The sequence below is a fragment of the Pseudofrankia inefficax genome (genome assembly GCF_000166135.1).
In the GTDB taxonomy this organism is placed as follows: Bacteria; Actinomycetota; Actinomycetes; order Frankiales; family Frankiaceae; genus Pseudofrankia; species Pseudofrankia inefficax.
Window position 1 is genome coordinate 6,730,558 of the sequence record NC_014666.1, and the last position, 26,381, is coordinate 6,756,938.

Annotated in this window: 22 protein-coding genes; 8 read left to right on the top strand and 14 right to left on the bottom strand. The window is 72.5% G+C overall.

What is annotated here, in order from left to right; all coding sequences use genetic code 11:
• Positions 1–196 precede the first annotated feature (196 nt).
• The 5 genes from FRAEUI1C_RS27270 to FRAEUI1C_RS27290 all read right to left on the bottom strand — a co-directional run bounded on the left by FRAEUI1C_RS27270 (position 197) and on the right by FRAEUI1C_RS27290 (position 6,082).
• A complete protein-coding gene (locus FRAEUI1C_RS27270; RefSeq protein ID WP_013426592.1) occupies positions 197–1,399 on the bottom strand; it encodes an amidohydrolase family protein in 1,203 nt (400 codons plus the stop codon).
• A gap of 129 nt (positions 1,400–1,528) precedes the next feature.
• Complete coding sequence (locus FRAEUI1C_RS27275) at positions 1,529–2,692, bottom strand: acyl-CoA dehydrogenase family protein (RefSeq protein WP_013426593.1); 1,164 nt, start codon at positions 2,690–2,692, stop codon at positions 1,529–1,531.
• Positions 2,692–3,897 (bottom strand): acyl-CoA dehydrogenase family protein, encoded by a 1,206-nt coding sequence (locus FRAEUI1C_RS27280; protein WP_041261542.1) that lies wholly within the window; start codon positions 3,895–3,897, stop codon positions 2,692–2,694. Before FRAEUI1C_RS27280 ends, FRAEUI1C_RS27275 begins: the two co-directional genes overlap by 1 nt.
• 5 nt (positions 3,898–3,902) lie before the next feature.
• A complete protein-coding gene (locus FRAEUI1C_RS27285) occupies positions 3,903–4,883 on the bottom strand; it encodes an acyl-CoA dehydrogenase family protein (protein ID WP_013426595.1) in 981 nt (326 codons plus the stop codon).
• Positions 4,880–6,082, bottom strand: a complete 1,203-nt coding sequence (locus FRAEUI1C_RS27290; protein WP_013426596.1) for an acyl-CoA dehydrogenase family protein — start codon at positions 6,080–6,082, stop codon at positions 4,880–4,882. Before FRAEUI1C_RS27290 ends, FRAEUI1C_RS27285 begins: the two co-directional genes overlap by 4 nt.
• A gap of 64 nt (positions 6,083–6,146) precedes the next feature.
• On the opposite strand from FRAEUI1C_RS27290, the gene FRAEUI1C_RS27295 reads away from it, so the two are divergent.
• A complete protein-coding gene (locus FRAEUI1C_RS27295) occupies positions 6,147–6,971 on the top strand; it encodes a FadR/GntR family transcriptional regulator (protein WP_013426597.1) in 825 nt (274 codons plus the stop codon).
• Positions 6,972–7,283: 312 nt separating this feature from the next.
• Here the strand turns inward: FRAEUI1C_RS27295 and FRAEUI1C_RS27300 are convergent, their stop codons facing one another.
• The 5 genes from FRAEUI1C_RS27300 to FRAEUI1C_RS27315 all read right to left on the bottom strand — a co-directional run bounded on the left by FRAEUI1C_RS27300 (position 7,284) and on the right by FRAEUI1C_RS27315 (position 11,838).
• Positions 7,284–7,625 carry a DUF4411 family protein gene (locus FRAEUI1C_RS27300; RefSeq protein WP_049807005.1) on the bottom strand — a complete coding sequence of 114 codons (342 nt, stop codon included), beginning with the start codon at positions 7,623–7,625 and terminating at the stop codon, positions 7,284–7,286.
• Positions 7,626–7,642: 17 nt separating this feature from the next.
• Positions 7,643–7,765: a DUF4411 family protein gene (locus FRAEUI1C_RS41705; RefSeq protein ID WP_083819642.1), complete on the bottom strand. Its 123-nt coding sequence runs from the start codon at positions 7,763–7,765 to the stop codon at positions 7,643–7,645.
• Positions 7,765–9,156: an ImmA/IrrE family metallo-endopeptidase gene (locus tag FRAEUI1C_RS27305; RefSeq protein WP_198318638.1), complete on the bottom strand. Its 1,392-nt coding sequence runs from the start codon at positions 9,154–9,156 to the stop codon at positions 7,765–7,767. The genes FRAEUI1C_RS41705 and FRAEUI1C_RS27305 overlap by 1 nt, the downstream gene beginning before the upstream one ends.
• 146 nt (positions 9,157–9,302) lie before the next feature.
• Complete coding sequence (locus FRAEUI1C_RS27310; protein WP_041261545.1) at positions 9,303–10,067, bottom strand: SDR family NAD(P)-dependent oxidoreductase; 765 nt, start codon at positions 10,065–10,067, stop codon at positions 9,303–9,305.
• Positions 10,068–10,128: 61 nt separating this feature from the next.
• Positions 10,129–11,838 (bottom strand): N-acyl-D-amino-acid deacylase family protein, encoded by a 1,710-nt coding sequence (locus tag FRAEUI1C_RS27315; protein ID WP_013426600.1) that lies wholly within the window; start codon positions 11,836–11,838, stop codon positions 10,129–10,131.
• Positions 11,839–12,089: 251 nt separating this feature from the next.
• Between FRAEUI1C_RS27315 and FRAEUI1C_RS27320 the strand changes: the two genes are divergently transcribed.
• Entirely contained in the window at positions 12,090–12,791 is a 702-nt protein-coding gene (locus tag FRAEUI1C_RS27320) for a TetR/AcrR family transcriptional regulator (RefSeq protein WP_013426601.1), read from the top strand.
• Positions 12,792–12,907: 116 nt separating this feature from the next.
• On the opposite strand, the gene FRAEUI1C_RS27325 is transcribed toward FRAEUI1C_RS27320, so the two are convergent.
• Positions 12,908–15,781 (bottom strand): branched-chain amino acid ABC transporter permease/ATP-binding protein, encoded by a 2,874-nt coding sequence (locus FRAEUI1C_RS27325; RefSeq protein ID WP_013426602.1) that lies wholly within the window; start codon positions 15,779–15,781, stop codon positions 12,908–12,910.
• A gap of 270 nt (positions 15,782–16,051) precedes the next feature.
• On the opposite strand from FRAEUI1C_RS27325, the gene FRAEUI1C_RS27330 reads away from it, so the two are divergent.
• From FRAEUI1C_RS27330 to FRAEUI1C_RS27340, 3 genes are read left to right on the top strand one after another with little or no spacing between them, the layout of a single operon-like run.
• Complete coding sequence (locus FRAEUI1C_RS27330; RefSeq protein WP_013426603.1) at positions 16,052–16,408, top strand: DUF4286 family protein; 357 nt, start codon at positions 16,052–16,054, stop codon at positions 16,406–16,408.
• A complete protein-coding gene (locus FRAEUI1C_RS27335; RefSeq protein WP_013426604.1) occupies positions 16,405–17,913 on the top strand; it encodes an aldehyde dehydrogenase family protein in 1,509 nt (502 codons plus the stop codon). The genes FRAEUI1C_RS27330 and FRAEUI1C_RS27335 overlap by 4 nt, the downstream gene beginning before the upstream one ends.
• A gap of 7 nt (positions 17,914–17,920) precedes the next feature.
• Entirely contained in the window at positions 17,921–19,204 is a 1,284-nt protein-coding gene (locus FRAEUI1C_RS27340) for a cytochrome P450 (RefSeq protein WP_013426605.1), read from the top strand.
• A gap of 96 nt (positions 19,205–19,300) precedes the next feature.
• On the opposite strand, the gene FRAEUI1C_RS27345 is transcribed toward FRAEUI1C_RS27340, so the two are convergent.
• Positions 19,301–19,966, bottom strand: coding sequence for a DUF6879 family protein (locus tag FRAEUI1C_RS27345; RefSeq protein ID WP_013426606.1), 666 nt, complete (start codon positions 19,964–19,966; stop codon positions 19,301–19,303).
• Positions 19,967–20,581: 615 nt separating this feature from the next.
• Here FRAEUI1C_RS27345 and FRAEUI1C_RS27350 point away from each other — a divergent pair.
• Complete coding sequence (locus tag FRAEUI1C_RS27350; RefSeq protein WP_232425551.1) at positions 20,582–21,160, top strand: DUF6082 family protein; 579 nt, start codon at positions 20,582–20,584, stop codon at positions 21,158–21,160.
• Between the two features lie 127 nt (positions 21,161–21,287).
• Here the strand turns inward: FRAEUI1C_RS27350 and FRAEUI1C_RS27355 are convergent, their stop codons facing one another.
• A complete protein-coding gene (locus FRAEUI1C_RS27355; RefSeq protein ID WP_013426609.1) occupies positions 21,288–21,908 on the bottom strand; it encodes a helix-turn-helix domain-containing protein in 621 nt (206 codons plus the stop codon).
• A gap of 137 nt (positions 21,909–22,045) precedes the next feature.
• Here FRAEUI1C_RS27355 and FRAEUI1C_RS27360 point away from each other — a divergent pair, with 137 nt between their 5' ends.
• On the top strand, positions 22,046–23,728 hold the full coding sequence (locus tag FRAEUI1C_RS27360) for a bifunctional NAD(P)/FAD-dependent oxidoreductase/class I SAM-dependent methyltransferase (protein WP_013426610.1): 1,683 nt from the start codon (positions 22,046–22,048) through the stop codon (positions 23,726–23,728).
• A 373-nt stretch (positions 23,729–24,101) separates the two neighbouring features.
• Entirely contained in the window at positions 24,102–25,082 is a 981-nt protein-coding gene (locus tag FRAEUI1C_RS27365; protein ID WP_013426611.1) for a hypothetical protein, read from the top strand.
• Positions 25,083–25,256: 174 nt separating this feature from the next.
• Here FRAEUI1C_RS27365 and FRAEUI1C_RS27370 read toward each other — a convergent pair whose 3' ends face one another.
• Entirely contained in the window at positions 25,257–26,300 is a 1,044-nt protein-coding gene (locus tag FRAEUI1C_RS27370) for an ABC transporter substrate-binding protein (protein ID WP_013426612.1), read from the bottom strand.
• Between the last annotated feature and the right edge of the window lie 81 nt (positions 26,301–26,381).

Sequence of the window (26,381 nt, forward strand, 5' to 3'; positions counted from 1 at the left end):
CGTGCGTGGAAAAGGCATCGGTTTCCGGACGCGCACGGTCAAGGTCGCCGGGGTGGTTCACTCGCCCGGGCGCGCGCCGAGATTCCGCCTCGTCGTGCGGCGGGAGCCCGTCGCCGGACCGGGTAGACGGCCCGGCGACGGGTGAAGGACCAGCACCGGGCCGCGCCGCCCGGGTGAAAGGAGACCGCCGGCTGGCTCAGGCGATGGTCGCCGGGTCGGCCGGGGTGAAGTTGTAGACCCGGGCGGCGTTGCCGACCGTGATCTTGTGGACGACCTCGTCGGACAGGTGGCCGAGCCACTCGTTCGCGACCTTGGTCGTGTCCGGCCAGGTGGAGTCCGAGTGCGGGTAGTCGCACTCGAGCATCACGTTGTCCTCACCGATGATGTCGAGCAGCCGCAGGCCGGCCTGGTCCTCGATGAACGTGCCGAAGACGTGGTCGCGGAACAGCGCCCGAATGTCGGTGTCGAGGTCGAACGACGCCGCGCCCTTGGACTCGCCCCGCTCGTGCGAGGCGTTCATGTCGATGTCGAACCGGGACGCCCAGAACCGCTGCTTGTCGATGACCTGCTCGGCGCGCTCCAGGAAGTACGGAATCCAGCCGATCGACCCTTCGGAAAGGGCGATCTTCAGGTTCGGGTACTTCGGGAAGATGCCGCTGAACAGCCAGTCCAGCAGGGTGCCGGCCTGGTTCGCCGCCGCCGAGTAGGCCATGAAGGCCAGCGTCGGCATGTCCGCCGAGGTGCGGATCAGGTTCGACGACGAGCCGACGTGCATCGAGACGACGTAGCCGGTGTCGTTGCAGGCCCTGAACACCGGGTCCCAGAAGTCGGTGTGGATCGACGGGAGCCCGAGCTTGGTCGGGTTCTCCGAGAACGCGATCGTCTTGCCGCCGAGGGCGGCGGTGCGCTCGATCTCGGCGGCGGCCGCGACCGGGTCCCACAACGGGATGATCATCATCGGGATGAAGCGGCCGGGGAACGCGGCGCCGAACTCCTCCAGGATGAAGTCGTTCCAGGCCTGGACACAGAGCAGCGCCAGTTCCTTGTCCTTGGCCTCGTGGAACACCTGGCCGCAGTAGCGGGGGAAGCTCGGGAACAGGAGCGAGGACAGCACGTTGCCCTGGTTCATGTCCGCGACCCGGGCGGTCGGGTCGTAGCAGCCGAGGCGCATGTCCTCGTAGGTGATCGGCTCGGGCGAGAACTCCTCGCGCGTCTTGCCGGCGACCGCGTTCAGACCGGTGGTGACGATCTGGCGGTCCTCGTACACCCAGAACTCGGAGTCACCGTCGCGGACGATGCGCGGGCCGGTGTCACGCCAGCGCTCGGGCAGCCGCTCCTGCCAGAGCCGAGCCGGCTCGATGAGGTGGTCGTCAACGGAGACGAACCAGGAGAACGACACGGGTGCCTCCCACGGCCGGATCTTTGGACTCGGGCCCCTGTGAACACCGGGACCCTGCTACGAGCGTGGGCCCTCTAAGAGAGCGAACGCTCACATGCTAACGGAGATGGACGCACCAGCGCCAGATCCTCAGGCGAACCTGTGCGCAAGCCGGGCCCGGTGGGCCGTCGGCGACCCGAACAGCGCGCGGTTGCACGCGGCCCGCTTCAGGAAGCGGTGCACACCGCTTTCCCACGTGTAGCCGATACCGCCATGGAGCTGCATCGCTCGGCCGGCCACGTCGACGGCGGCCCCGCCCACGTGGGACTTGGCCCGCGAGACGGCGATCTCGGCCGCCGCCAGGTCCCCGTCGAGCCCGCCCGGCCCGAGCGCCGCCAGCGCGCCCACGGCGTCGGCGACCAGGCCCCGGCTCACCGAGACCTGCACGAACATGTCGGCGCACCCGTGCTTGACGGCCTGGAACGAGCCGATCGCCCGGCCGAACTGGTGGCGCACGCCGACGTAGGCGACGGTGGCGTCCAGCATGGCCTCGGCGACGCCCAGGCTGTCGACGGCCAGGGCCAGCGCGCCCCGGGCGAGCAACGTCCTGACCGCCGCCTGGCCGTCACCGCCGAACCGGTGGACCTCGCCCACCGTCGCGTCGGCGACCGTGACGGTGCCAAGCCCGCGGCTGACGTCGAGAACGGGCTGGTCGGCGATGCGCACGCCGGGCTGGCCCGGCTCGACGGCGACGAGCACCGGCTCGCCCTCCGGCGCCGCCGCGAGCAGCAGCACCGTTCCCGCCCCGGCCGCGTCCGGCACGAAGTCCGCGTGCCCACTCACCCGCCAGGCACCACCCGCCGCGGCGACGAGCTGGAACGGGAGCGCGCCGGGCGCGCCCACGGCCCCGTCGCCGGTGGGCAGCGCGAGCGCGAGGCGCGGCGCGCCGGTCGCGAGGGCGCGTAGCCAGCCGTCCCGCGTCTCCCCTGGCGCCAGCGCCAGCAGCGCGCCGGCACCGAGCACCGCGGTGCCCAGGTAGGGAGCCCGCGCCGCGGCGCGGCCGAGCTCCTGGCAGACGACGGCCGTCTCGGCGAAGCCCACGCCGGCGCCGTCGAGCTCGTCGGGCACCTCCAGCCCGAGCCAGCCCGCGTCCGCGAAACTCGCCCAGCCGTCGGCCGCGACGTCCTCGTCGCCGGCGGGCAGACCAGCCAGCAGGTCGCGGGCGACCGTCCGCAGCTCGGCGCGCAGCTCCTCGGCGGCGGCCCGCTCCTCGGCGGTCGCGGCGATCGCTGTCGTGTGAGTACTCACACTCATCACGGCTCCCTGGGCAGGCCGAGGCCGCGCTCGCCGATGATCGTCCGCTGGATCTCGTTCGTACCGCCGGGGATCGTCCACTCCCAGGAGCCGATGAAGTCGAGCAGCCAGGCCCCCGACTCCCAGCCGCTGGAGGCCGGCTTGTGCAGCTCGGAGAGCGCGTCGAGCCCGGCCAGCTCCGCGGCGAAGCCGGTCATCCGCTGCAGCAGCTCGCTGTAGTACACCTTGACGACCGAGGCGTCGGCCGGCCCGACGCTGCCGGTGTCGTGGCGTTCGACCAGGTCGCGGCACAGCGCCCGCAGACCGGCTATCTCGGTGTCGAACCCGGCCAGCCGGTCGGCCACCCGGGAGTCGTCGATCGGCCGATGCCCGCGCTCGTCCGGGCGCCGGCAGGTCTCGACCAGCGCCCGCAGCCCGACGTTGCCGAGCCGTTCGGCCAGCTCCAGCATCGTCATCCCGCGCTCGGCGGACAGCGTCGCCTGGGCCACCTGCCAGCCGGCGTTCTCCGGACCGACGAGGTTCGCCGCCGGGATCTCGACGTCGTTGAGGAAGATCTCGCAGAAGTGCCCGTCGCCGACGGCGTTGCGGATCGGCCGCACGTCCAGGCCCGGACTGCGCATGTCCATCAGGAGGTAGGAGATGCCCCGCCGCTTGGGCGCGGCCGGGTCGCTGCGGGCGAGCAGCAGGCACCAGTCGGCGTGCAGCGCGCCGGACGCCCAGAGCTTCTGGCCGTTGACGACGAAGACGTCACCGCCGTCACGCGGCTCACGCCGTGCGGTGGTGCGCAGGCTGGCGAGGTCGGAGCCCGCCTCCGGCTCGGAGAAGCCCTGCACCCAGATCTCACCGTCGAGGATCGCCGGCAGGTGACGGGCCCGCTGCTCGTCGGTGCCGGCGGTCAGCAGGGTGGCGGCGGCATGGTGAATCGAGACGAACGCGAGCACCAGCCGGGGCGCGTCGGCCGCCGCCAGCTCCTGGTAGAGCACCATCTGCTCGGCCGCCGACAGGCCACCGCCCCACTCGGCCGGCCAGTGCGGCACCGCCCAGCCGGCCGCGCGCAGCTCCTGGAACCAGGCCTGCTGGAAGGCGACGAACTCCGCATCGCCGACGCCGGTCTGCGCGCGCCGCCAGTCGGCCGGTACGTGGGCGCGGCACCAGTCGTGTACGGACGCGCGCAGCTCGGCCAGGTCGTCGGTCCGCGTCGCCAGCGTGGTCAACGGGCACCCGCGTTCGGGCCGAAGATGCCGGTCAGGCCGCGGCGGCCCAGCCGGCGCGCCAACGCGTCCTGGGTGGCCGAGCGGCCGAGCGGGAGCCGGCGCGCCGGCTGGCTGTAGCGGGACAGCCAGGACAGCGTCGTCTCGTCGCAGAAGCCCATCGCGCCGTGCAACTGGTGGCAGACCCGGAAGACGACGTCCGCCGCCTCGATCGCCGCGAGCCGCAGCGCCAGCGCGTCGTCCAGCGCCTCGGGCCGGCCGGCCTCGATGCTCCAGAGCGCGTAGCCGGCGAGCTCCGCGACGCCCGCCCGCTCCACCTCGGCGTCGGTCAGCTGGAACTGCACGCCCTGGAAGCGGGCCAGCGGCTGGCCGAACTGCTCGCGCTCCAGGATGTACGTCCTGGTCAGGGCCATCGCCCGGTCGAGCAGGCCGAGCAGCGTCCAGCCGGACAGCACCAGGCCCAGCGCGACGTCGCCGTCGGGCGCCTGGTCGAGCGGGGTGAGGTCCAGGCCGGCGACGAACGCCGTCCGGCGCGGCCCCTCGGCCGGCTCGCGGGCCGTGGCGAGCGAGCGGCGCCCGTCGAGGGTGACCGCGGCCAGGCGCAGGTCGAGCGCCGCGACCGGGGCCGCGGGCGCGACGTCCGCGACGACCACCAGGGCGTCGACGTCGAGGTCGGCCGGACGGGCGAGCCGCTCCGCGACCGGGTAGGGCAGCGCCCACCAGCCGGCGGCCCGGCACAGCGCCGCGGCCGCTTCCAGCTCGTCGGCGCTGCCGCGCGGGTCGAGCTCCCAGGCGCCCAGCCCGGCCAGCAGCGGCGCGACCAGATCCCCGCGCCGTGCCGGCTCCCGCTCGGCGGTCTGGGTCAGCTCGTCGCCGCCGGCCGCCTCGATCGCCCGCTGCGCGGTGCGGCCGAACTCGGCGGCCTCCGCGGCGAGGTCCAGGTCGACGCCGGTGGTCAGGGTGTCCACGGTGTCGGTCACGCGGTCCCCCTTGAGGTCGAGGTCGGTGCGCTGGAGGCCGCGAGCAGGGCGCGAGAGAGCAGGATGCGCTGCATCTCGATGCTGCCGGAGGCGACCGTGGCCGAGACCGAGTAGCGGGCGTGGTCCTCCACCTCGCGGCGGTAGTACTCGCCGTCGGCACCGGTCAGCGCTGCCTGCGCGATGATCTCCATCAGGACCTCGGCGCTGTCCTGGTCCAGCTTCGTCACCGCGATCCGGTAGGCGGCCGAGTCGACCGGGCTGACCTGGCCGGTGCCCTGGCGGGAGACGACGCGGTAGGCGAGCAACCGGGCCCGCCGGGCGTGCACCAGCAGCCGGGCCCAGCGGCCGTGCAGCTCGGGCGGCAGGTCCGCCCAGGCACCGCCGAGCACCTCGGGCGCGGCCTGCAGCAGCCGCTCGCAGCGGGCGTAGCGGGCGATGCCGACCCGTTCGAAGGCCAGCACCTCCTGGACGACGGACCAGCCGTCGTCGACGGTGCCGAGCACGTCGGCCTCGGTCACCCGCACACCGTCGAAGAACACCTCGTTGAGGTGGTGCGGGCCCATCATGCAGTCGATCGGGCGGACCTCGATCCCCGGCGCGTCCATCGGCACCAGGAAGATCGTCAGGCCGGCCTGCTTACGGCCGCCGGTCGTGGTCCGGGCGAGCAGGAAACACCACTGCGCCATCGTCGCGTACGAGGTCCAGATCTTCTGGCCGTGCACGCGCCAGGCGCGGCCACCGGCGCCGTCGCCGTCCCGCTCCGGCCGGGCGGCGGTGCGCAGTGAGGCGAGGTCGGAGCCGGAGCCGGGCTCGGAGAAACCCTGACACCAGATCACCTCGCCGCGCGCGATCGGCGGCAGGTGCTGGGCCTGCTGCGCCGCGGTGCCGTGCCGCATGATCGTCGGCCCGACCCAGTTGACGCCCATGTACTGGGCGCCGCGCGGCTCGTGGGCGGCCCACATCTCCTCGCGGACGACGGTCTGCTCCCACAGCGACGCGCCGCTCCCGCCGAACTCCTCCGGCCAGGCCATGCACAGCAGGCCCTCGTCCGCGAGTGTCCGGCAGAACCGCTGCGCGACGTCGAGGTCGGCGGGATCGGGCGTGAAGGCGCCGAGATAGTCCACGGGCACATGCTCGGCGACGAGTGCGCGCAGGCGCTCGCGTAACCGGGCCGCGCCGGGACCGAGGTCGTACTCCATGACTCGCGACGCTAGGACGTGGGCGAGCAAACAGTCAATACTTATAATGATGGTAGATTGAGGCGTGCCGCCGAGCCGCCGCAGGCCCATCTCCGCGCCGCGGGTCGCCGAGACCATCGCGGCGACGCTGCGTGAGCGCATCCTGTCCAGCACCGCCGGCGACGCCTACCGGCTGCCGACCCAGGAGCAGCTGGTCGAGGAGTTCGGGGTCAGCTACCCGTCCGTCCGGGAGGCGCTGCGGATCCTGGAGACCGAGGGCCTGGTGACCGTCCGGCGCGGGAACGTCGGCGGTGGCGAGGTGCACCGGCCGGACTCCGCGTCCTCGGCCTACCACCTCGGCCTGGTCCTGCAGGCCGAACGGGTGACCCTCGGCGACCTGGCCGGCGGGCTGCGGCTGTTCGAGCCGCTGTGCGCCGCGGAGTGCGCTCGCCGGCCCGACCGTCTCACGGCCGTCGTGCCCATCCTGCGGGCCAACATCGAGACCTCCGTCCAGCTGGTCGGCACCGAGGTCGCCTTCACCCAGACCGCGCGGGAGTTCCACGAGCTCGTCGTCGCCCTCACCCCGAACGCGACCGTCCGCACCGTCGTCAGCAGCCTGGTCGCGCTGTGGTCCGCGCAGGAGGTGCGGTGGGCCGAGCTGTTGACCAGCCAGGGCCGCTACCCCGCGGAGCACAACGCCCAGGCGGTCGTCCGCACGCACCGGCGCATCCTGGCCGAGATCGAGGCCGGCCGGGCGGCCGAGGCCGAACGGATCGCCCGCGCCCACCTGGCCGCCACCCAGGCACTGCTGGTCGACCGCTTCGACGACGACGTCGTCAACGCCGCCTCAGCCAAACTCTGGCAGTCCGAGTCCCCCGGCAACCCGACCCGCCCCACCAGCCGCATCTGACCGAGCGGCCCAGCCTCGCAGCCCTCGCCACGTGACGCCGCAGAGTCTCGCCGCGGCCTAGCGGGGCCCGCCGCCGCCATGATCGCCGTTTTGGCCCTGCGGTGGTCGTAATCCGGCTCCGCCAACAACCATTCGAGGGCCAAGGCGGCGATCAACGTGGCGCCGGGTGTGTTCCGACCTCCGGGGGCCGCCCCGCTGCCGGTCGCAGCCCGATGGCGGCTGGGTCAAGTCCTACCCGGTGGCTGCCGACTTCGCCCCATCCCCGACCCCCAGGTATGGCGCGTCCGGGCGGGTGAGCCTCGCCGGCGCCCGTCAGAGAACGAACCGTGCTTTCTCCTGCTTGAGCATCTGGAAGGAGTTCGTCCAGCGGACGCCGACGGCGTTGCAGGCATCCGGGATCTTGATTTTCTTCCTGGACCCGGGCTCTGGCTTTTCGTTGGTGACGACGCTGCGGTTGAGGGTGAGGGCCTGGGAGACGAGGAAGAAGTCCGCGGACCCGAGAAACGTGGCAGCCGCTCCCTGCGCGTAGCCCGCGCCATTGGCCCACCGGGCCACCTTGGCCATCGACGGTGCGTCCGCGGTTCCCGGGGCGACCCGGAAAGAGGCGGGCTGCTGGCGCATCCAGGTGGCGAGTTCGTCGGCACCGGCCAGCACCTCCTCGGCGACCTTCTCTACGCGAACACCTGACCGGCGGCATGGGCGCGAGCCAGCCAGTCCCAGAACGCCGGCACGATGTCGAAGGCGTAGTAGGTGTTCTTCGCAGTGATCAACACGTCGGAGTCGACGAGATACATCAGGCGATCCCGAGCCGGTGGCCCAGCTCCTCGAAGGTGGAGACCTTCTTGATGCCCAGCAGGCGGAGCGCGTCTCGATGAGTGGTCCGGCCCTCGGCCGTGTCGGTGAGCAGTGCCCGGGCGAAGACCCGGCTCACCCGCATGGGCTTCGTCGCATAGAAATTGCCGCCGGGGGTGCCGCGCGCCGCGAGACTGAGCACGCGGCGCAGCTCCGTTTGGTAGGCGGCGCGGAAGTCGCCCCGGGTCATGAGGCCGGCGTCCCGGATGCGCCGCAGGATCACTAGGGTGCTGACCTTGTAGAGACGAGCCAGGCGGTCGAGTTCCAGTGTGAGGTCGGCGCCGGACTCGTATTCGGCGCGAAGGGAACCGGCGGGGACGAGCAGCTCCGCGGCGACCTCGTTGCACCACCGTTCGACGTCGTTGCCCTCGTCGAGGCGGCCGAGATCCGGCTCCGACACGGCCGAGCCGCCGAGCGTGACATGCGCGAGCTCATGGGCGAGCGTGAAGATCTGCGCGGCCTTGGTGTCCGCTCCGTTCACGAAGACGACGGGCGCGTACTCGTCGACCAGGCAGAAGCCGCGGAATTCGTCGGGGTTCAACTTCCGGTGGGTGTTGTTTCCGACGACACCGTTGATCATGACGAGAATGCCGGCCTGCTCGGCGTGTTCGCGCAGTCCGTCGAAGGCGCGCGCCCAGTTTGGGAAGTCGGCCCGGCGCGCGACGCTGAACCCGAGAACATCCCGGATGGCCGCAGCGGCGATCTCCGGAGCGACGCCGATGGCCTGGCTGCCAACAAGCTTCACCGGCCTGTGGTCGCGTTCCTCGGCGTACTGGCGATACCACGCCTGGCGCTGCTCGCAGGCATAGATGGTGTCGAGTAGGTCGGGGCTCGGCGCGCGTACCGGCCCGTTCGCGACCGTCCGGAAGTCCGGGATGGGTAGCCGCTCGACCGGCGGTTCGGGCAGGAAGAAGTAGCCGAAGGGCGCGTAGGTCGCCTGCGCGTAGTCCTCGAGCTGGCGCATCGTGGGCGAGGCCGCGCCGGATTCCCACTCGGCCAGCCTGGGGAACCGCGCCGCCAGATCGTTCAGCGGTCGGCCGGAACGCTCACGGGCCCACCGCAGCATCGAGGGGGCGACGTCGATCTGGTCGGTCATCGCGCTCCTCTCAGGCCTGCTCCTGGCCAGGCGCGGCCCAAGCGCCACACCGCCGCCACCAGTGTGCGCGCCGGCCGCGCACTCGGTCGGCACAAAGCTTCTTCGGACCTGATGAGCACGCGCGGGACTTCGGTCACCGGCGGGGCATTCCGGCATGATCTGACCTTCCGTGCGTACGAAATCGAACCGGGTCACCCACACCGCGGGCACGTCAACGATGGACCAGGCGACGGTCAACCTGATGGCTCAACCAGTGTTGGGTCAGACAGTATCGTACGAGCCGGCGGACGACCAGGGCGACCGCCGGGCTTCGCGGCCAGCGGCGCTTGGTCACGCCTCGGGTGCCGACCGGGGCGGGGCGGGCGTCGGCGCGAGGCGCGGCGCTAGCGGGCGGTCCAGCCGCCGTCGACGGCGATGGTCTGGCCGGTGACGAAGCGGGCGGCGTCGCCGGCCAGCCAGAGGACCGCGCCGACGATGTCCTCGGGGGTCGCGTCGTCGGGCAGCGGGGTGTTGCGGTGCAGCCACTTCTGGCCGCTCTCCGTGTCGAACAGGTCTCCGGTGATCTCGCTGCGGAAGAAGCCGGGCGCCACGGTGTTCACCCGGATCCGGTGGCGGGCCCACTGGACCGCGAGTTCGGAGGTCAGCCCAGACAGCCCGGCCTTGCTGGCCGCGTAGGACGCCTGCGGGATGGAACCGATGCCGACGAGCCCGCTGATCGACGAGATGTGGACGATCGAGCCGCGCCCGGCCTCCCGCATGTGCGGGAACGCCTGCTGGCTCAGCCGGAACGGCGCGACCAGGTTCAGCGCCAGCGTCCGGGCGAGGGCGTCGGCGGACTCGTCCTCGGCGCGGGCCTGGCTGAAGATGTTGCCGGCGGCGTTGACCAGGATCTGCGGGCCCCCCAGCTCGGCCGCCACCCGCGGGACGACTGTGTCGACCTGGTCCGCCTCCAGCAGGTCGGCGCCGACGGCGAGGCCGTCGATCTCCTTGGCGAGCGCGGCCAGCCGGTCCTCGCGCCGGGCCACGATCGCGACCCGCGCCCCGACGGCGGCGAGCGCCCGCGCGACGGCGGCACCGAGCCCCGACGAGGCCCCGGTGACGATCGCGACCCGCCCGTCCAGCCGAAACCCGTCTCCCGGCAGCGTCATGTCGGTCATCGTCTCCCGTGTTCGCTTGTCGCCGCACTCCATCGTTTCTCCACCCACCTGGTCAGCTGGCCGTGACGAGCTGGCCGGGGCGCGCGTCGGTCAGCTCGTCGTCCTCGACCAGGACGGCGCCGTTGACGAGGGTGTAGTCGTAGCCACGGGCCCGCTGCACGAACCGCTGGGCGCCGAGTGGAAGGTCGGCGCGCATCACCGGAGTGTCCAGGTCGAGCCGGTCCAGGTCGAGCACGTTGACGTCGGCGAACGCGCCGGGGACGAGCACGCCACGGTCGTTGATCCCGAACAGCTGGGCGCCTTCGAGGGTCAGCTTGTGCACCGCGTGCTCGATGCCGAGCAGGCCGCGCTCGCGGACCCAGTGCTTGAGCAGGTAGGTGCTCTGGCCGGCGTCCATCGTCATCGCGACGTGCGCGCCGGCGTCCGCGACCCCGACGACCACGTCGGGGTTCGTGAGCATGGCGGCGACGGCGTCGAGGTCCTGGTTGAGCACGGGGTAGTAGAGCAGCCCGTTCCCCGCGGTCTCGGTCAGGAAGGCGAGGAAGGCCGCCGCGGGCGAGACGCCGCGGCGGGCGGCGTCGGCGGCCAGGCTGTTCTCGGGTCGCACGTCGTAGCCGGCCGGGCCGGGCCGCAGCAGGTAGAGCCGGGCCGGGTCCTTGGGCGCGAGGGGGCCGGCGAGGTTGGCCGGCTCGTCCGCCGCCGCGACCAGGCGCGCGCGGACGGAGCCGTCGGCGATCGCGGCGAGCCGGTCGGCCAGCGGGCGCGACCAGACCTCGGCCCAGACCGGCAGGTTCTCGTAGGGAGTCCGGGCCGCCAGGCCGTAGTGGATGCCGATGCCACGGGCGGACGTCTGCGGGCGCAGGTCGGCGCCCCGGGCCCGGGCGGCGCGGACCTGGTCCATCACCCAGGACCACAGGTCGGGCCGGCGGTCGCTCTGGGTGATCGCGAAGGTGAGGGGGCGACCGGAGGCACGGCTGACGTCCTCCATCCAGGCGAGCTCGGCGACCGAGTTCTGCCGGGTGGCGCCGTCGCGCTCACCGATGCGCGGGACGACCTCGATCGTGCCGCGGCCGCGGGCGGCGAGCGCCCCCGCGATCGCGGCCAGCTCCTCGGGGCGGGCGTAGGTGCCCGGCACCGGGCGGCCGTCGGGGACCGTGTGCAGGAAGCTGCGTGAGGTGGAGAAGCCCAGCGCGCCCGCGTCGATCGCCGCGCCGACGACGGCGGCCATCGCGGCCAGGTCGTCCTCGCCGGCCGGGGTGTCGTCGAGGCCGCGCTCGCCCATGACGTAGTACCGCAGCGCGCAGTGGCCGACGAGGCCGCCGACGTTCACCCCGAGATCGCGGCCGCCGAGGGCCCGCAGATAGTCGCCGTAGGTCTCCCAGCCCCAGTCGCCGAGGCCCTCCATGATCGTGTCGGCGGGGATGTCCTCGACGGCCTCCATCATCTCCGCGAGGTAGCGCTCCTGGCCGGCGCGGACCGGCGCGAACGTGACCCCGCAGTTGCCGAGAACGAGCGTCGTCACCCCGTGCCAGCTGGACGGGCTCGCGACGGGGTCCCAGAACAGCTGGGCGTCGAGGTGGGTGTGGATGTCGACGAAGCCGGGGGTCACCAGCCGGCCGGCGGCGTCGAGCTCCCGGCGGCCGCGCTCGACGACGGTGCCGACCGCGGTGACGCGGTCGCCGTCGATGGCGACGTCGGCCGGCCGGGCTGGGACCCCGGTGCCGTCGACGACCTCACCGCCGCGGATCACGACGTCATGCATGGCTCTCGCTCGCGGTCGAAGTATAGGACCCAAAGTAAGTGAGTCCTCATTTCATAACGAAGCCTAGGATTTCGGCTCCGCGCATGTCAAGCGACCGACATCGATGTCGAGATCAGCGCGGTAGCGGTCGGGGCGCTTGCCAAAACTCTCATGATCGGGCGGGTAAGATAGCGTACGTTCATTCACCTGCCGACTGGGCTCCGTACTCGGAGGAGCTCCGTATCAGGAGAGCCACCGCTACTGGAGGACCGATGGCCGAGCAGCCGACCGTGGAGCAGACGGCGGCGTCCGACGGCGCGAGCGAGGCCGCCGAGGCCAGGCCGCGGCCGCGACGGCTGACCGCCGAGGCCCGCAAGAGCTCCATTCTGAAGGCGGCCCGGCAGGCGTTCGTCGAGACCGGCGACATGAACGGGACCACCATCAAGCAGATCGCCGAACGCGGCGGTATCAGCGAAGGTGTGATCTACCGGCACTTCGAGAGCAAGGACCAGCTCTTCTACGAGGCGATCTTCGAGCCGCTGCGCCAGGCGGTGGACGAGCTGGTCGCGGCCACCGAGGTGGTCGACCTCGACGAGCCGCTCACACCGGAACGCCAGCTGGAGACCCTCAACGGCCTGTACCGGCAGCTCATCGCCACCCTGGAGGAGATCCTCCCCCTGCTCGGGCTGGTGCTGTTCGGCGACCCGAAGGTGGCGCGCCGTTTCTACCGCAAGCACTTCACCGTCGCGATGGACCGGCTGGCCGAGGCCTGGCGCGAGGTGGAGGACAGGTACGGCTTCGAGTTCGAGTCGCCGGACATCTCCGCCCGGGCCGTCATGGGCATCGCGCTCGTGCTCGCGCTGGAAAGCCGGCACAACGACCTGTTCAACAAGGACCGAGCCGTCACCCTGGTCTCCCAGAGCACGGTGAAGGGCTTTTTCCCGACCCTTGAGCCGACCCGCCGCCGCCGCTAACCCAGGCCGCCGGGGAACGGGATAAGGATCGCCGCCAATGGTGCGATCCCGATCCCATTTCCTCCCCGCGGCAAGGTCGCGCCGGAAGCGCACGCGAACGAGCTTGGGCAATTCGGCTATCCCGCCACCGGAGCGATCGGGCCGCCGGCCTCCACGACCGTCTCGGCGGCCGGCTCCGGCTCGGCGGCTGGCTCGCCCTGCGCCTCGCCGCTGAGCTTGCCCAGATAGGCGGCGCGGACCGCCGGGTCACACAGCACCTCGTCCGGCGAGCCCGACGCGATGACCCGGCCGAAGTCGAGCACCACCACGTGGTCGCAGGTCGCGGCCACCACGTCGATGTTGTGCTCGACCAGCAGCACGGCGGCGCCGGACTGGCGCGCGAGCAGGCGGAACAGCTCGCTGGCCGTGCGTCGCTCCGAGCCGTTCAGGCCCGCGGCCGGCTCGTCGAGCAGCACCGCCGCCGGCCGCTGCGCGACCAGACGGGCGATCGCCACCATCCGCCGCCGGCCCTGCGGCAGGTCGGCCACCACGGTGTCCAGCACGTCGTCGAGCCCGAGCAGGGTGACGGCCGCGGCCGCCGCGTCCGACAGCACCCCGCGGCGCGGCCAGAACAGGTCCCGCACGTAGGCCAGCGGGCCCCGGCCGTCCAGGCCGGTGAGGACGTTCTCGCGGACCGACAGGTCGTCGAACAGCTCCAGGTTCTGGAACGTGCGCCCAAGGCCGTGGCGGGCGCGGGCCGGTGCGCGCAGGGCGCTGATGTCCCGTCCGAGCAGCTCGACGGATCCGCCGGACGTCCTGGTGAAGCCCGTCACGGCGTCGATGAGGCTGGTCTTGCCGGCGCCGTTCGGCCCGATCACCCCGACCACGCGGCCGGCGGCCAGCTCGAAGGACACCCCGTCGACGGCGACCGCTGTCCCGTAGGTCACCCGGATGTCGCGGGCGACGAGCACCGTCTCGCCGGCGGGAACGGGGCAGCTCGGCTCGAAGGACACCGGACCACCCGCCGTCGCGGCGGCGGCACCCGCGTGACCGCCGTCGCCGGCCGCCGGCGCCGGGCCGCGCCGCGCGGCGCGCGCCACCAGCCGGACGACGGCGTCCTTCAGCGCCGCCTGGGCCGGGACGATGCCGCTCGGCGAGCGCACCATCGCGTCGAGCACGACGAGCCCGGTCGCGATCGAGAGCCACGCGTCGATCGAGTCGACGCTCAGCAGGTCGGAGATGGCGGTCGCGACGACGCCGCCGACCGCGGTCGTCGCGGCGAACACCGCGCCGGCGACGAAGCCGACCCCGCCGACGACCGTGAAGGCGAGCACCGAGATCGACCGGAAGACCCCGAAGTCGGTGAAGTCCGCGAGCTGGAACTGGAAGGCCGACAGCGCGCCGGCGAGCCCGGCGATGCCGGCCGAGATGGCGAAGGCACCGAGCTTGGTGCCGGGCACCGACACGCCGAGGGCGGCCGCGCCCCGTTCGTTGGCCCGCACCGCGAGCAGCCGCCGTCCGGCCTCACCGCGACGTAGGTTCAGCACCGCCAGGCCGCACAGGACGAAGGCCGCGATGCACACGTAGGCGAACCGGTCGGGATGCGCGGACGGGCTGAGGTCGAGGCCGAACAGGTTCGGGCGGTGGATGTGCAGCCCGTCAAGGCCGCCGGTCATCTTCGGCTGGCTGAGCACCAGGTTCTCGACCGCGAGGGACAGGCCCAGCGTGACGATCGCCAGGTTGACGCCGCGGACCCGCACGGCGGGAGCACCGAAGACGACTCCCAGCAGCACGGCCGCCGCGGTGCCGACGATCAGGCAGACCAGGAACGGCAGGTGCAGGTCGCTGCTGGCCCGGGCGGCGGCGAACGACCCGAAGCCGGCGAGCGCCGCGCACGCGACGCTGATCTGCCCCGCGTAGCCGGTGACGACGACGACGGACAGACCCAGCAGACCGAACAGCGCGCTGTTGGTCATCGCCGCCGACCAGGACGGGGCGGCGAACAGCGGGATCGCCACGGCGGCGAGGACCCAGACCAGCCCGGTCACCGGGCGCAGCCGGCCGCTGCCCGCCCGCGGCAGCCGGCCGCTCAGGGCCTCGCCCCGCCCGGGCATCGCCGCGCCGCCGAGGACCACGGTCACGATGATCACGGCGAACGGGACGGAGGAGATGACACCGTTGTTGATGCTGTAGCGACGCATCACCGACTCGGCGACACCGAGCGCGAGCCCGATGGCGACCGTCGTCCACACGGCGTTGAACCGACCGACGAGCGCCGCCGCCATCGCCGGGATCACCAGCAGGGTGAGCGCGTCCGGCGTCAGCCCGATGACCGGGATCAGCAGGATGCCGGCGAACGCGGCCATGGCGCCGCCGACGCCCCAGGTGATCAGGCCGGTGGGGTGCGGGGAGATGCCGATCCCGCTGGCGGCGGTCGGGTTCTCCCGCAGCGCGGTCGCGTTCATCCCGAGCTTCGTCCGCGAGAACATCAGCGACAGCCCGACGGCGAGCCCGATCGTGACGACCAGGATGGCCAGGGTGTCGTAGGTGACCAGCCCGCCCAGAATCTTGATCTTGCCCCGGCCGAACAGCGGGGGCAGCAGGTGGGACTCGGTGCCGTACCGCTTCACGACCGCGCTCTGCAACAGCAGCATGAGGCCGAGCGTGGCGACCACCTTGGCCATGTCCGGGACGTTGCGCAGCAGCCGGACCACGAGCAGATAGAACAGCAGCCCCAGCACCGCGCCGCTGGCCACGCCGATCAGCATCGCGGGCGCGACCGGCAGCGAGGCGACGGCGCCACTGCTGGTGGTGCCGCCATAGAGGCCGGCGCCGCCCTCGCTACCGGCGTGCAGGTCCCAGAAGACGTAGCTGCCGACCATGCCGATGGCGCCCTGGGCGAAGTTCAGGACGCCCGAGCCCCGGTAGACCGCGACGACGCCGAGCGCGACGAGCGCGTACGCGCCGCCGCCGGCTAATCCGATCAGGGCGAACTGCCAAAGCTGCGACAACTGCTCTTCCTCCCGGCGGCACCCCCGCGGCGGGCGGGGGAAGGCTGGTGCGGTGACCCCGGCCAGGACCAGTGCCGGCGATCGCGGGACAGAGCGTAACCGTGGTCACAGGCCGTTCTCAAGTGAGTCCTCACTAATTTATGGCCCCGGGCCAGGTCAGAATGGCCCCGGTGGGCCGGCCGGTCGTCCCAACCGCGCAAGCTAGCGAGTACTCGCTCTGTAGTGTTACGTTCGGCTCGACGCCCTGCCGGCCCACTGAGGGGACTCGTCATGCCCAGAGGAATCATGGTCGTGCAGTCCAGCCCGGCGAGCCCGGAGCAGGACGCCGCCTTCAACAAGTGGTACGACGAGGACCACCTCCCGGAGATGCTGGCCGTCGCGGGTTTCACCGCCGCGCGCCGCTACCGGCTGCGCGCCACCGGCCCGATCAAGGCGCCGGACTCCGTGCAGGGCTACCTGGCCGTCTACGAGGTCGAGGCTGACGACCTGGACGCCGCCCTGGTCGCGATGCGGTCCCGGCCGCCGGGCACCGCCAGCGACGCGCTCTCCCTGAAGCCGCCGCCCGTCGTCCTGTTCTACGAGCTGCTCAGCGAGGTCACCGCCCCGCCAGCCGAGGAACCCGGGTGACGCCCGCCCTCACGGCACGCCCTCGGCCGACCCCGGACTTCCTGAAGACCGGCCCCAAGAAGCTGCTGATCGGCGGCGAGTGGGTCGACGCGGCCGGCGGGCGGACGTTCACCAGCGTCAACCCGTCGACCGGCGCGACGATCGCCGAGCTCGCCGAGGGCGACGCGACCGACGTCGACCGGGCCGTCGCGGCGGCCCGGGCCGCGTTCGACGGCGGGCCCTGGCCGCGGCTGACCCCGCGCCACCGCCAGGACCTCCTGTGGGCCTTCGCCGATGCGGTCCAGCGCGAGTTCGAGGAGCTGCGCCTGCTGGAGACGCTCGACATGGGCGTCCCGATCGGCCGGCCCCGGGCGAAGGCGCGTACCTCCTGGGAAGCCAGCGTGCTGCGCTACTTCGCCGGCTGGGCGACGAAGATCCAGGGTGAGACGATCCAGAGCTCGCTGCCCGGGTCGGTCTTCACCTACACGCAGAAGGAGCCGGTCGGTGTCGTGGCGGCGATCGTGCCGTGGAACCGGCCGATCAGCAACGCCATCTGGAAGATCGCGCCGGTGCTCGCCACCGGCTGCACGATGGTGCTCAAGCCCTCCGAGGAGGCGAGCCTCGTCGCCATCCGGCTCGGTGAGCTGCTCGTCGAGATCGGGCTGCCGGCCGGAGTCGTCAACGTCGTCACCGGCCTCGGCGCCACCGTCGGCGCGGCCCTGGCCGAGCATCCGGGCGTGGACAAGGTCGCGTTCACGGGTTCGACTGCCGTCGGGCAACAGATCATCCGGGCCTCCGCCGGCAACGTCAAACGGGTCACGGTGGAGCTCGGTGGCAAGTCGCCGGACGTCGTGTTCGCCGACGCCGACCTCGACCGCGCCGTCCCCGGCGTCGCGATGGGCGTCTTCCTGAACTCGGGGCAGATCTGCTGCGCGGGCAGCCGCGTGTACGTCGAACGGCCGGTCTACGACGAGTTCGTCGAGCGGATGTCCACGTTCGCGGACGGCCTGCGAGTCGGCGACAGCCTGGACCCGGAGACCGTGATCGGCCCGGTCGTCTCGGCCCGCCAGCTCGACCGGGTGGTCGGCTACCTCGACCTGGGCAAGGCCGAGGGGGTCCGCACGACCGCGGGTGGGCGGCGGCTGGCCGACGGCGACCTGGGTGACGGCTTCTTCGTCGCGCCGACGGTCTTCGCCGACGTCCGCGACGACATGCGGGTCGCCCGCGAGGAGATCTTCGGCCCGGTCGCCTGCGTCCTGCCGTTCGACACCCTCGAAGAGGCGACGACCCGGTCCAACGACAGCCCGTTCGGCCTGGCCGGCGGCGTGTGGACCCGCGACGTCGGCCGCGCGTTCCGGATGGCGAACGGCCTGCGGGTCGGCACCGTCTGGGTGAACACCATGCTGGACATGGACCCGGCCGTGCCCTTCGGCGGCTACAAGACCAGCGGGTACGGCCGCGAGATGGGCCAGAGCTCGCTGGAGAGCTACCTCAACGTGAAATCGGTCTGGATCAACACGGAGTGATGAGCAGATGGACACGACAGCGTCGACACCGGCCGCCGGCTTAACGGACGTGTCCGCCGCGGTGCCGCAGCACCGGCTGCCAGACGGCCGGATGCCGGACGAGTGGTGCCTGCGGGAGTTCGACCACGTCGCGCCGGAGCTCGCCCCGGTGCTGCCGGAGACACTCAGCCGGATGCGGTCGCTCTGCCCGGTCGCGCACAGCGAGCTGCACGGCGGCTACTGGGTGGTGACGAAGTACGAGGACGTGCTGCGGGTCGCGCAGGACTGGGAGACGTTCACCTCGACCGACGGCCTGAACATCCCGCCGAGCCGAGGCCACGTCCGCAACATCCCGGTCGAGGTGGACCCGCCCGAGCAGCGCGTCTACAAGCGGCTGGTCAACCAGCACCTGACGCCACGGGCGATCGCCCACTGGGAGGCACCGGTCCGAGCGCTGGTGACCCGGCTGCTCGACGACATGATCGAGCGCGGCTCCTGCGAGTTCATGGACGACTTCGCCCGGCCGTTCCCCAGCATCGCCTTCTTCGACCTCGCCCTGCACGCGCCGCGGGAGGACCTGGAGAAGGTCTCCCTGCTGGCGTCGGCCGCGTCGGTGCCGAACCATCCGCAGGCACGGGAGTGCTGGGCCGGGCTCTCCGCCTGGATCACCGACCTCGTCGCGACCCGGCGGGCCGGCGAGCCCAAGGGCGACGTCGTCGACGCGATCCTCGCCGCCGAGTACGAGGGGCGCCCGCTGACCGAGGGCGAGACGACCGGCATCATCCAGCTGCTCATCCTCGGCGGGCTGGAGACCACCGCCGGGGCGCTGGGCCTGATGATGCTGCGGTTCGCCGCGCAGCCGGAGATCCCCGCGCAGCTGCGGGCCGACCCCGCGCTGATCCCGACCGCCGTCGAGGAGCTGTTGCGCCTCGACTCGCCCTTCATCGCCGTCGCCCGCACCGCCACCCGCGACGTCGAGCTCGGCGGCCGCCAGATCGCCAAGGGCGACAAGGTGCTCATGTACTGGGCGTCGGCCAACCACGACACGGCCGAGTTCCCGGGCGGCGAGCAGTTCGACGCCACCCGCTCCCCCAACCGTCACGTCGCCTTCGGCGCCGGGCCGCACCGCTGCCTGGGCTCCGCCGTCGCCCGGCTGAACCTCCGCGTCGCGCTGGAGGAGCTGACCCGCCGGCTGGACGACGTCCGGCTGGCCGACGGCGCGAGCGTGCACTTCCACAACACCCTCACCCGCGCCCCGCACAGCCTCCCACTCACGTTCCGCCCCGGCGCACGACTCGGCACCACGGAGTAACCGGCCCGGACCTGGGCCTCCCTCAGCGAGCGGTCGGCGGTCGGGCTACGCGTCGGGCGAGCCGGCCGTCGGCGGCTCCGCCCTGGTCGGCTCCCACTACCCGCGCGCGCCCCGGCCCCCGGCGACCAGGTCGTCGAGGCCCGGGGCACCGGGAGGAAGGAGCTGCCCCGCCGTGGCGAGAAACATGTCGAGCGGAACGGCCGTCCGGCGGGCTTTGGCCGCCGTCTCGGCGAGGCGTCGCAGGGTGGAGGGCAAAGTCGTCACCCAGCCACCGACCTGGAGGCCGTCGCGGCCGTAGTCATGGACGAGGGCCGCCCGGTCGTCGAACAGCAGGAAATCGAAGTAGCTGTGGTTGGGCAGCGGGCGCGGATCGTCGTCCGGCACGACGGCAATCTCGATCGTCTCGCCCCGCCGGGCCCGCACCACGTAGTTCCACATCTCGAAAGTCAGGTATTCGGTCAGCGGAAAGCGGACCAGCCGCATCCGCACGAACGGCGTGCCGTTCCGCACCGCCGCGTCGTAGATCGACTGGTCGCCGGCGGCCTCGGCCTCGAGCAGCCCCGGAACGGCGGAGTGGTCCCCCCGCTGGTAGGCCAGCCAGGACCGCGTCTCGGGCTCCTGGTAGGCCTGCCAGCACTCGGACTTCACCAGCTCGCGCTCAACCGTCCCCCACCATTTCCCGAACTCGGCTCCGAACTCGGCCAGCGAAAGCCGCCGGGCCTCCCGGAGAGCCCACTCGGGTGGCCGAATCTCGTCACGCATCAGGAATGTCTCCTCTCGCCGCGAGGAGGACCGAGCGGTCAATTCTTACCACGCGCTCCCCAGGGGCGCAGTGGACGCCTGGAAGCATCGAAAGATCGATCTCTCCCGTAATATCCCACCCGACGACGGCAAAGTCACCGCCAGCGAGTTCCACAATATCCGGGGAACCGGTCGCGCCGGTCGTCTCCTCGGCAGCCGGACGACCCAGTCTGCGGACGGCTCGCATTTCAGACACGACGCACCCCTACCAGGAGCGGATCAACGACAAAGGTCACGGTAACACGGAAAAGCGCCCCGCCAACGACGTCCACGAAAGGCCGACCGGTCCTGGAAAGTCGGCGGCTCGGTGAGGGCCGCCGAGCGCCCGGCTGTCGCTGGTGGCATCCAGCCGCGGCCGGTCCGGGCGCGCGCTATGGCCCAGAGGACCTGCCGGCCACCCGCGAACGCCTGTTCCTTCGGGTACGTCCGTCGCGCCTCCGCAACATCACGCTGCCGCACGGACTACGTTGTTGCTCGGTGGCGTAAGGGATCCCGTGCGGGTGACAGGGGGCGAACGTTCGCATGTCGGCAGGACGGGACAGTCGTCGCCCGATCGTCGTCTCCCTCGTGATCGCGATGGCCACGCTGGCGGTCGCCGCCTCCGTGACCGTTCCGCTGGTCGTGCTGACCGCCTTGGACGATCGGTCGTTGAACCGGTGGTCGCTGATCGGGCAAGCCATGGCTCCGGTCGGGCTGGTGTATTCCGCAGCCGCGCTGTTCGGAATCGTCTTCACGCTCGTGCTGCAGCAGCGCGACCTATCCAACCAGCGGGAATCTCTGAATGTGGCGCTTGACGAGCAACGCCGAAGCAGCGAGATCGCGCTGCGAGCGCTGCACGTCGACCTCATCAAGATGGCTCTGGACGACAACGAACTGGCGGAAGTCTGGCCACCACTTTCGCCTGGGGTTCCAGAGACGAGGAAGGATCATTACTGCAACCTGATCCTCAACCTCCAGAAGGTTGCCTTCGAGGCGAAGACCATCGAGGTAGACGAGTTGCGGGGAGCACTCGCCTACCTGATGCACAGCCCCGACATGTACCAGTTCTGGACCAAGGTCCGCGCGACCCGGGTCGAAATCACCGAAGGTGATGCCGGCGAAGACGTCTTCACCGCCCTCGTCGACCAGGCCTACGTCGGCGCCTCGCCGGCCTGACCTCGGCGCCGCGCAGAGCGGCGACGCCACCGCTGGTGGTGGCGCCGCCGCTGAATATCAGGCCGGGAGCCGTCGCCAAACGGCGGGATAGTTCCGTACTCTCCCGGCTGACCGCCGAGCGAGCCGGTCAGCTGTCGGTCCGGGTCGCCGGGCGGGCGCGTAGGTGGAGGCGTTCGCCCTGTGGGCCGAAGAGGCTGAGGATCTCGGTTGGCTGGGCGGTCGGGTTCGCGAAGGCGTGCGGCACGTGGGTGTCGAACTCGGCCGCCTCGCCGGCGCCGAGCAGGAGGTCGTGCTCGCCCAGCAGCAGCCGTAGTCGGCCGGAGAGCACGTAGAGCCACTCGTAACCCTCGTGGACCTGCGGCTGAGGCTCGCTCGCCGGCCAGTGGGCCGGAATGAGCATCTTGAACGCCTGCAGGCCACCGGGGCGGCGGGTCAGCGGGATGAACGTCATGCCGTTGCGCTGGAACGGACGCGGATGAATCCGCGGGTCGGCGGTCGGCGGGTGCCCTACCAGCTCGTCGAGCGGGACCTGATGGGCCCGGGCCAACGGCAGCAACAGCTCCAGGGTGAGCTTCCGCTGCCCGGACTCCAGCCGCGACAGCGTGCTGACGGAGATACCGGTCGCCTGGGACAGCTGCGGCAGGGTCACCTCGCGCTCGTGCCGCAGCGCCCGCAGCCTCGGCCCCACCGCGGCCAGCACGTCGTCGAAGGCGGGCTCGGACGCGTCGTCCAGTCGTTGGTCCACCACGCCATCTAGTTTGCCATCTTGGCAAAGGAATTTGTCAAACTCGGCCAGGCCGGTGCACTGTCACCCCCGAGTGAAGAGGCACCCGAGCCCGCGGCCACGGACAGACCGGCCGCGGGCGGCGCACACAGGAGGCAGGCATGGCGATCCGGACAGCCGACCGGGTGAGCGGTGGCGACAGCTACGACGTGGTGGTCGTCGGCGGCGGGGCGGCCGGGCTCTCGGGGGCGCTGACGCTCGCCCGGGCACGCCGGTCGGTGCTGGTGGTCGACGCGGGGGCACCCCGTAACGCCCCCGCGGACGGCGTGCACAACTACCTCGGTCGAGAGGGCGTTCCCCCGGCAGAGCTGCTGGCGGCGGGCCGCGCCGAGGTGGCCAGCTACGGAGGCCAGGTGATATCCGGGGGGGTCACCACGCTCGCGCGGATCGACGGCGCCGGCCTCCCGCCGGACGGTGGCCCGAGGTTCAAGGTCGGGCTGGCGGACGGCCGGACGGTGCTGGCCCGCCGGCTGCTCGTGGCGACGGGCCTCGTCGACGAGCTTCCCGACGTGCCCGGTCTGGCCGACCGGTGGGGGCGCGACGTGGTGCACTGCCCGTACTGCCACGGCTGGGAGCTGCGCGACGAGCCGATCGGCATCCTGGCCACCGGGCCGTTGGCCGTCCATCAGGCCCTGCTGTGGCGGCAGCTGACCGCCGACGTCGTCCTGTTCCGGCACACCACGCCGCCGCTCGCCGACGAGCAGGCCGAGCAGCTCGCGGCGCGCGGGATCCGGGTCGTCGACGGCGAGGTCGCCGGGCTGGAGGTCACCGACGACCGGCTCACCGGCATCCGGTTGCGCTCCGGCGAGGTCGTCGCACGCCGGGCGGTCGCCGTCGGGTCCAGGATGGTGAGCCGGGCCGACCTGCTCGCGCCGCTGGGCCTGGCACCCGCCGAGCTGCGGCTCGGCGAGTTCGTCATCGGCTCCCAGATCGAGGCCGACCCGATGGGCGCGACGGCCGCGCCCGGCGTGTGGGTCGCGGGCAACGTCGCCAGCGCCCAGGCCCAGGTCCTGGTGTCCGCCGCCGCCGGCCTGACCGCAGGTGCCGCGATCAACATGGACCTGGTCACCGAGGACACGCAACTGGCAGTCGACGCCCACCGCAAGGACCTGGTCTTCGGCCCGGGCGCCTGGGACGCGCGGCACCGGGCGCACGCCGAGGCGCACCCGGGCCCCGACCGGCCCAACCCGGTGCTGGTCGAGCAGATCGCGGGCCTGCCGGCCGGGACGGCCCTCGACGCGGGAGCGGGCACAGGCGCGGACGCGGGCTGGCTGGCCGACCGCGGCTGGAAGGTCACCGCCGTCGACCTCTCACCCGCGGCCCTGGAGGCCGCCGCGCGCCACACCGCCCGCCACGGCCACGACATCACCTGGCGACGGGCTGATCTCGCGGCCGAGCCGGCGCCGGGGACGTTCGACCTGGTCGTCTCCCACTACCTGTGCGTCCCACCGGGCCCGCGTCGCACCCTGTTCGCGAACCTGGCGGCGGCCGTCGCTCCGGGCGGCACGCTCCTGCTCGTCGGCCACGCCCCCGCCGACGTTGACTCGTCCACGCAGGCTGGTGCCGGCCACGGGCACGGCGGCCGGCACACCGCGCCCGATCCGCACCCGGCCGAGGTGGCCTGGAGCGCTCCCGAGGTCGCCTCCACCCTGGGCCCCGACTGGACGATCGAGATCGCCGAGACCCGTCCGGTCATGGCCCACGAGCACCATGGCGCGGCGACCCACGACTCGGTCCTGCGCGCCCGCCGCAGCCCGTCGGCGGCATCACTCACCGACGGCTGATCAATGCCTGGACCCTCGGCTGGCCGCAGAACTGATCACGACCAGCCGAGGGTCGTGCTCGCGATCACGGACGGGTGGCGGTGGCGAGTCGAGCGAGGCTGGGCCGCGCGGTGGGTGTCACTGTTCGCAGCGGGCCGACCGATGACGGATGCGCCGGGTAGCAGGGAGCCGGTATGAGGGCACCAACGGTGCTGGGGGGTCGGCGCATCTGTGGCGTTTGACATGTCTTGTCGTTACTGTCCGGTCCGTAGTCGCCGTCGGTCCTGGGGTGGGGCCGGCCCGAGCGCCGCCGTGTGGTCGGGTCGACGATCGGCGCGCAGGTCGAACCGTCGCAGCGGAACTGCCGCGTGCGACCGCACCTGGGCGGGGTCAGATGCAGAACTCGGAAGATCCGGTATTAGCCGCGGAAGCCGCGGCGTCGGCCGGTGACGGCACCGCCGGCAGCGAGCCCGCCGCCGCCGAGACCCACGGCGCCGAGGCCGCCGACAGCCAGCCTCCCGATCCGCCAGTCGCCGACGCCGAGCCACCCAAGATCGACCCACTCGACACCGAGCTTCAGAACAGCGAGCCTCAGTACACCGAACCGCTCAACCCCGAACCGCTCAACCCCGAGCCGGCCGACGCCACGACGGCCGCCGCCGAACCAGCCGACACCGACGACGCCGAACCAGCCGCCGGGCCAGCCGCCGACGCTGAGCCATTCGACACCGATGACGGCGGGCTAGCCGACCTTGGGCTAGCCGATATCGAGCCGGGCAACGCGGCCGGTCTCGCACCGCTGGACGCCGACGAGGACGACGAGGACGACCCGGCGGACCGGCCGGCGCGGGTGGTATCGCGGTCGGTGGTCGTCGCGATGCTGGCGCTGCTGTTCATGCTGATCGCCGGTGTCGTGGTGACGGCGATCGGCCAGCACGGCGGCAGCAGGGCCAGCGGGTCCGCGGAACGGCCGATCGCCTTCCCGAGCGCGCTCGGCTCGGCCGACACGACGGCCCCGGAGCCGGGCGACACGAGCCCGGCTCCCGTCGACGCCGCGCCGACGCCCACCGAGCCGACCCCGACCGATACCGAGTTCCCGGCACCAACGGACACCACGGCGCCCGCTCCCCCGCCGGCCGCCCAACCGATCTCGGCCGCGGCCGGGCCGGGCGCCAACCAGGGCGGGGCCGTCCGCGCCCAGGCCTCCCCCGCGCCGGCCCGCACGTCGGCTCCCCAGAGCGGCCCCCGACCGAACGCCGAGTCGTCGGCCAGCTCCGCACCGACCAGGAAGCCGAGCAGGTCCCAGTCGCGCTGCGGCCCCGTGGCGGCGTTCCTGTTCCTGTTCTGGACCGTGCTCGGCGTCGGTCCCTGCTGACACGGCTCGGAGCCGGTCCCAACGCCCAATGCGGCCTCCGGCGCCATTCGCCCGCTCCGGCGTCCCCATGATCGCCGTTTCAGCCCTCCGGCGGTCGTCGGCGGGCCTGTTTCGTAGCCACCAGCGGGCGAGAACGGAGATCAAGGCGACGGGCGGGCGCCGGTGGTCGCGGCGCTAGACCTGGACGGACTCGCCGTCCTGCCAGCGGCGCAGGACGAGATAGCGGCCGTGCAGCGCGCCGCGGTCGCGGTGGCCGAAGCCCAGCTGGGTGCCGTCGTGGCCCTCCGTCGCGGGCAGCCACTTGATCAGCTCCAGCCCTGCGCGGACGCCGTCGCGGGTCAGCTCGGTGGCGCGAGCCAGGCCCTCGACGGCGAGCCGGGCCAGGTCGTAGCCCTTGGCCGCGGCGGCGGCCCGGGCCGGCGGGACCTCCAGCCGCTCGCGCAGCGCGGCCAGAGCGGTGTTGGCGTCGGAGTAGATGTCGACGTACGCCCAGCCCTCCAGGGCCCGGCCGATCTCCGGCTGGCGGCCGAACATGCCGGCGGAGTTCATCAGCCGCGGCCCGCCGAAGCCCGCCGTGGCGACCGCCCGCGCCACCGGGGTCGCCGTCCGGCCGAGCCCCAGGTAGACGAGGGCGTCGGGCCCGGCCGCCAGCACCCGCGCGACCTGCGCCGTGGCGTCCTCGGCCAGCGGCGTCAGGCCGGCCGTCGCCGTCACCACCGCGCCGTGCAGTTCCGCCTCGGTGGTCAGGTAGTGCAGGTAACGCCGCCCGATGGGCGACCGGTCGTGGACGACGCCGACCCTGCTGGCGCCGAGTGACGCCAGGTGCTGGGCGAGCACCGCGCCCTCGTCCTCGTGCGAGCCGACCTGCAGGTGGAACATCCAGGCGCCACGGGCCCGCTCCGTGCCGGCCCAGTTGATCGTCGGAAGGTGGAACCGCTCGGCCAGAGGGGTGGCGACGAGCGCGTTGTCGCCGACAGCCGGCCCGACGACGAGCAGCGCGTCCGCCGCGTCCAGCCGGGCGAACGCGTGCTCGACGGCCGCCGCCGTGCCGGCTGGCAGCCCGAGGCCGAACGAGGCGACGATCTCCACCTCCCGGTCCAGCCGGCCGGCCGCGAGGTACTCGTCGGCTACCAGACGTAACCACTGCTCGATGTCGGTCGGGCTCGGCGGGCCGTCCGTCAGGTCGTCCAGGAACCCCACCCGCAACGGTGCCGCCATCCGTCTCCCCGCCTCACGCCCGTTCGCCGGTCCAGGCCGGCGAGTACCCACTCACTTGGCAGATGTGGCCTCGCACCGTGG

What these genes read in the sequence shown, in the direction of transcription:
- FRAEUI1C_RS27275 (WP_013426593.1), bottom strand. Translation starts at nt 2,692, where the DNA reads ATGAGTGTGAGTACTCACACGACAGCGATCGCCGCGACCGCCGAGGAG.
- FRAEUI1C_RS27290 (WP_013426596.1), bottom strand. Translation starts at nt 6,082, where the DNA reads ATGGAGTACGACCTCGGTCCCGGCGCGGCCCGGTTACGCGAGCGCCTG.
- FRAEUI1C_RS41705 (WP_083819642.1), bottom strand. Translation starts at nt 7,765, where the DNA reads ATGTATCTCGTCGACTCCGACGTGTTGATCACTGCGAAGAACACCTAC.
- FRAEUI1C_RS27310 (WP_041261545.1), bottom strand. Translation starts at nt 10,067, where the DNA reads ATGACGCTGCCGGGAGACGGGTTTCGGCTGGACGGGCGGGTCGCGATC.
- FRAEUI1C_RS27315 (WP_013426600.1), bottom strand. Translation starts at nt 11,838, where the DNA reads ATGCATGACGTCGTGATCCGCGGCGGTGAGGTCGTCGACGGCACCGGG.
- FRAEUI1C_RS27320 (WP_013426601.1), top strand. Translation starts at nt 12,090, where the DNA reads ATGGCCGAGCAGCCGACCGTGGAGCAGACGGCGGCGTCCGACGGCGCG.
- FRAEUI1C_RS27330 (WP_013426603.1), top strand. Translation starts at nt 16,052, where the DNA reads ATGCCCAGAGGAATCATGGTCGTGCAGTCCAGCCCGGCGAGCCCGGAG.
- FRAEUI1C_RS27340 (WP_013426605.1), top strand. Translation starts at nt 17,921, where the DNA reads ATGGACACGACAGCGTCGACACCGGCCGCCGGCTTAACGGACGTGTCC.
- FRAEUI1C_RS27345 (WP_013426606.1), bottom strand. Translation starts at nt 19,966, where the DNA reads ATGCGTGACGAGATTCGGCCACCCGAGTGGGCTCTCCGGGAGGCCCGG.
- FRAEUI1C_RS27350 (WP_232425551.1), top strand. Translation starts at nt 20,582, where the DNA reads ATGGCCACGCTGGCGGTCGCCGCCTCCGTGACCGTTCCGCTGGTCGTG.
- FRAEUI1C_RS27360 (WP_013426610.1), top strand. Translation starts at nt 22,046, where the DNA reads ATGGCGATCCGGACAGCCGACCGGGTGAGCGGTGGCGACAGCTACGAC.
- FRAEUI1C_RS27365 (WP_013426611.1), top strand. Translation starts at nt 24,102, where the DNA reads ATGCAGAACTCGGAAGATCCGGTATTAGCCGCGGAAGCCGCGGCGTCG.
- FRAEUI1C_RS27370 (WP_013426612.1), bottom strand. Translation starts at nt 26,300, where the DNA reads ATGGCGGCACCGTTGCGGGTGGGGTTCCTGGACGACCTGACGGACGGC.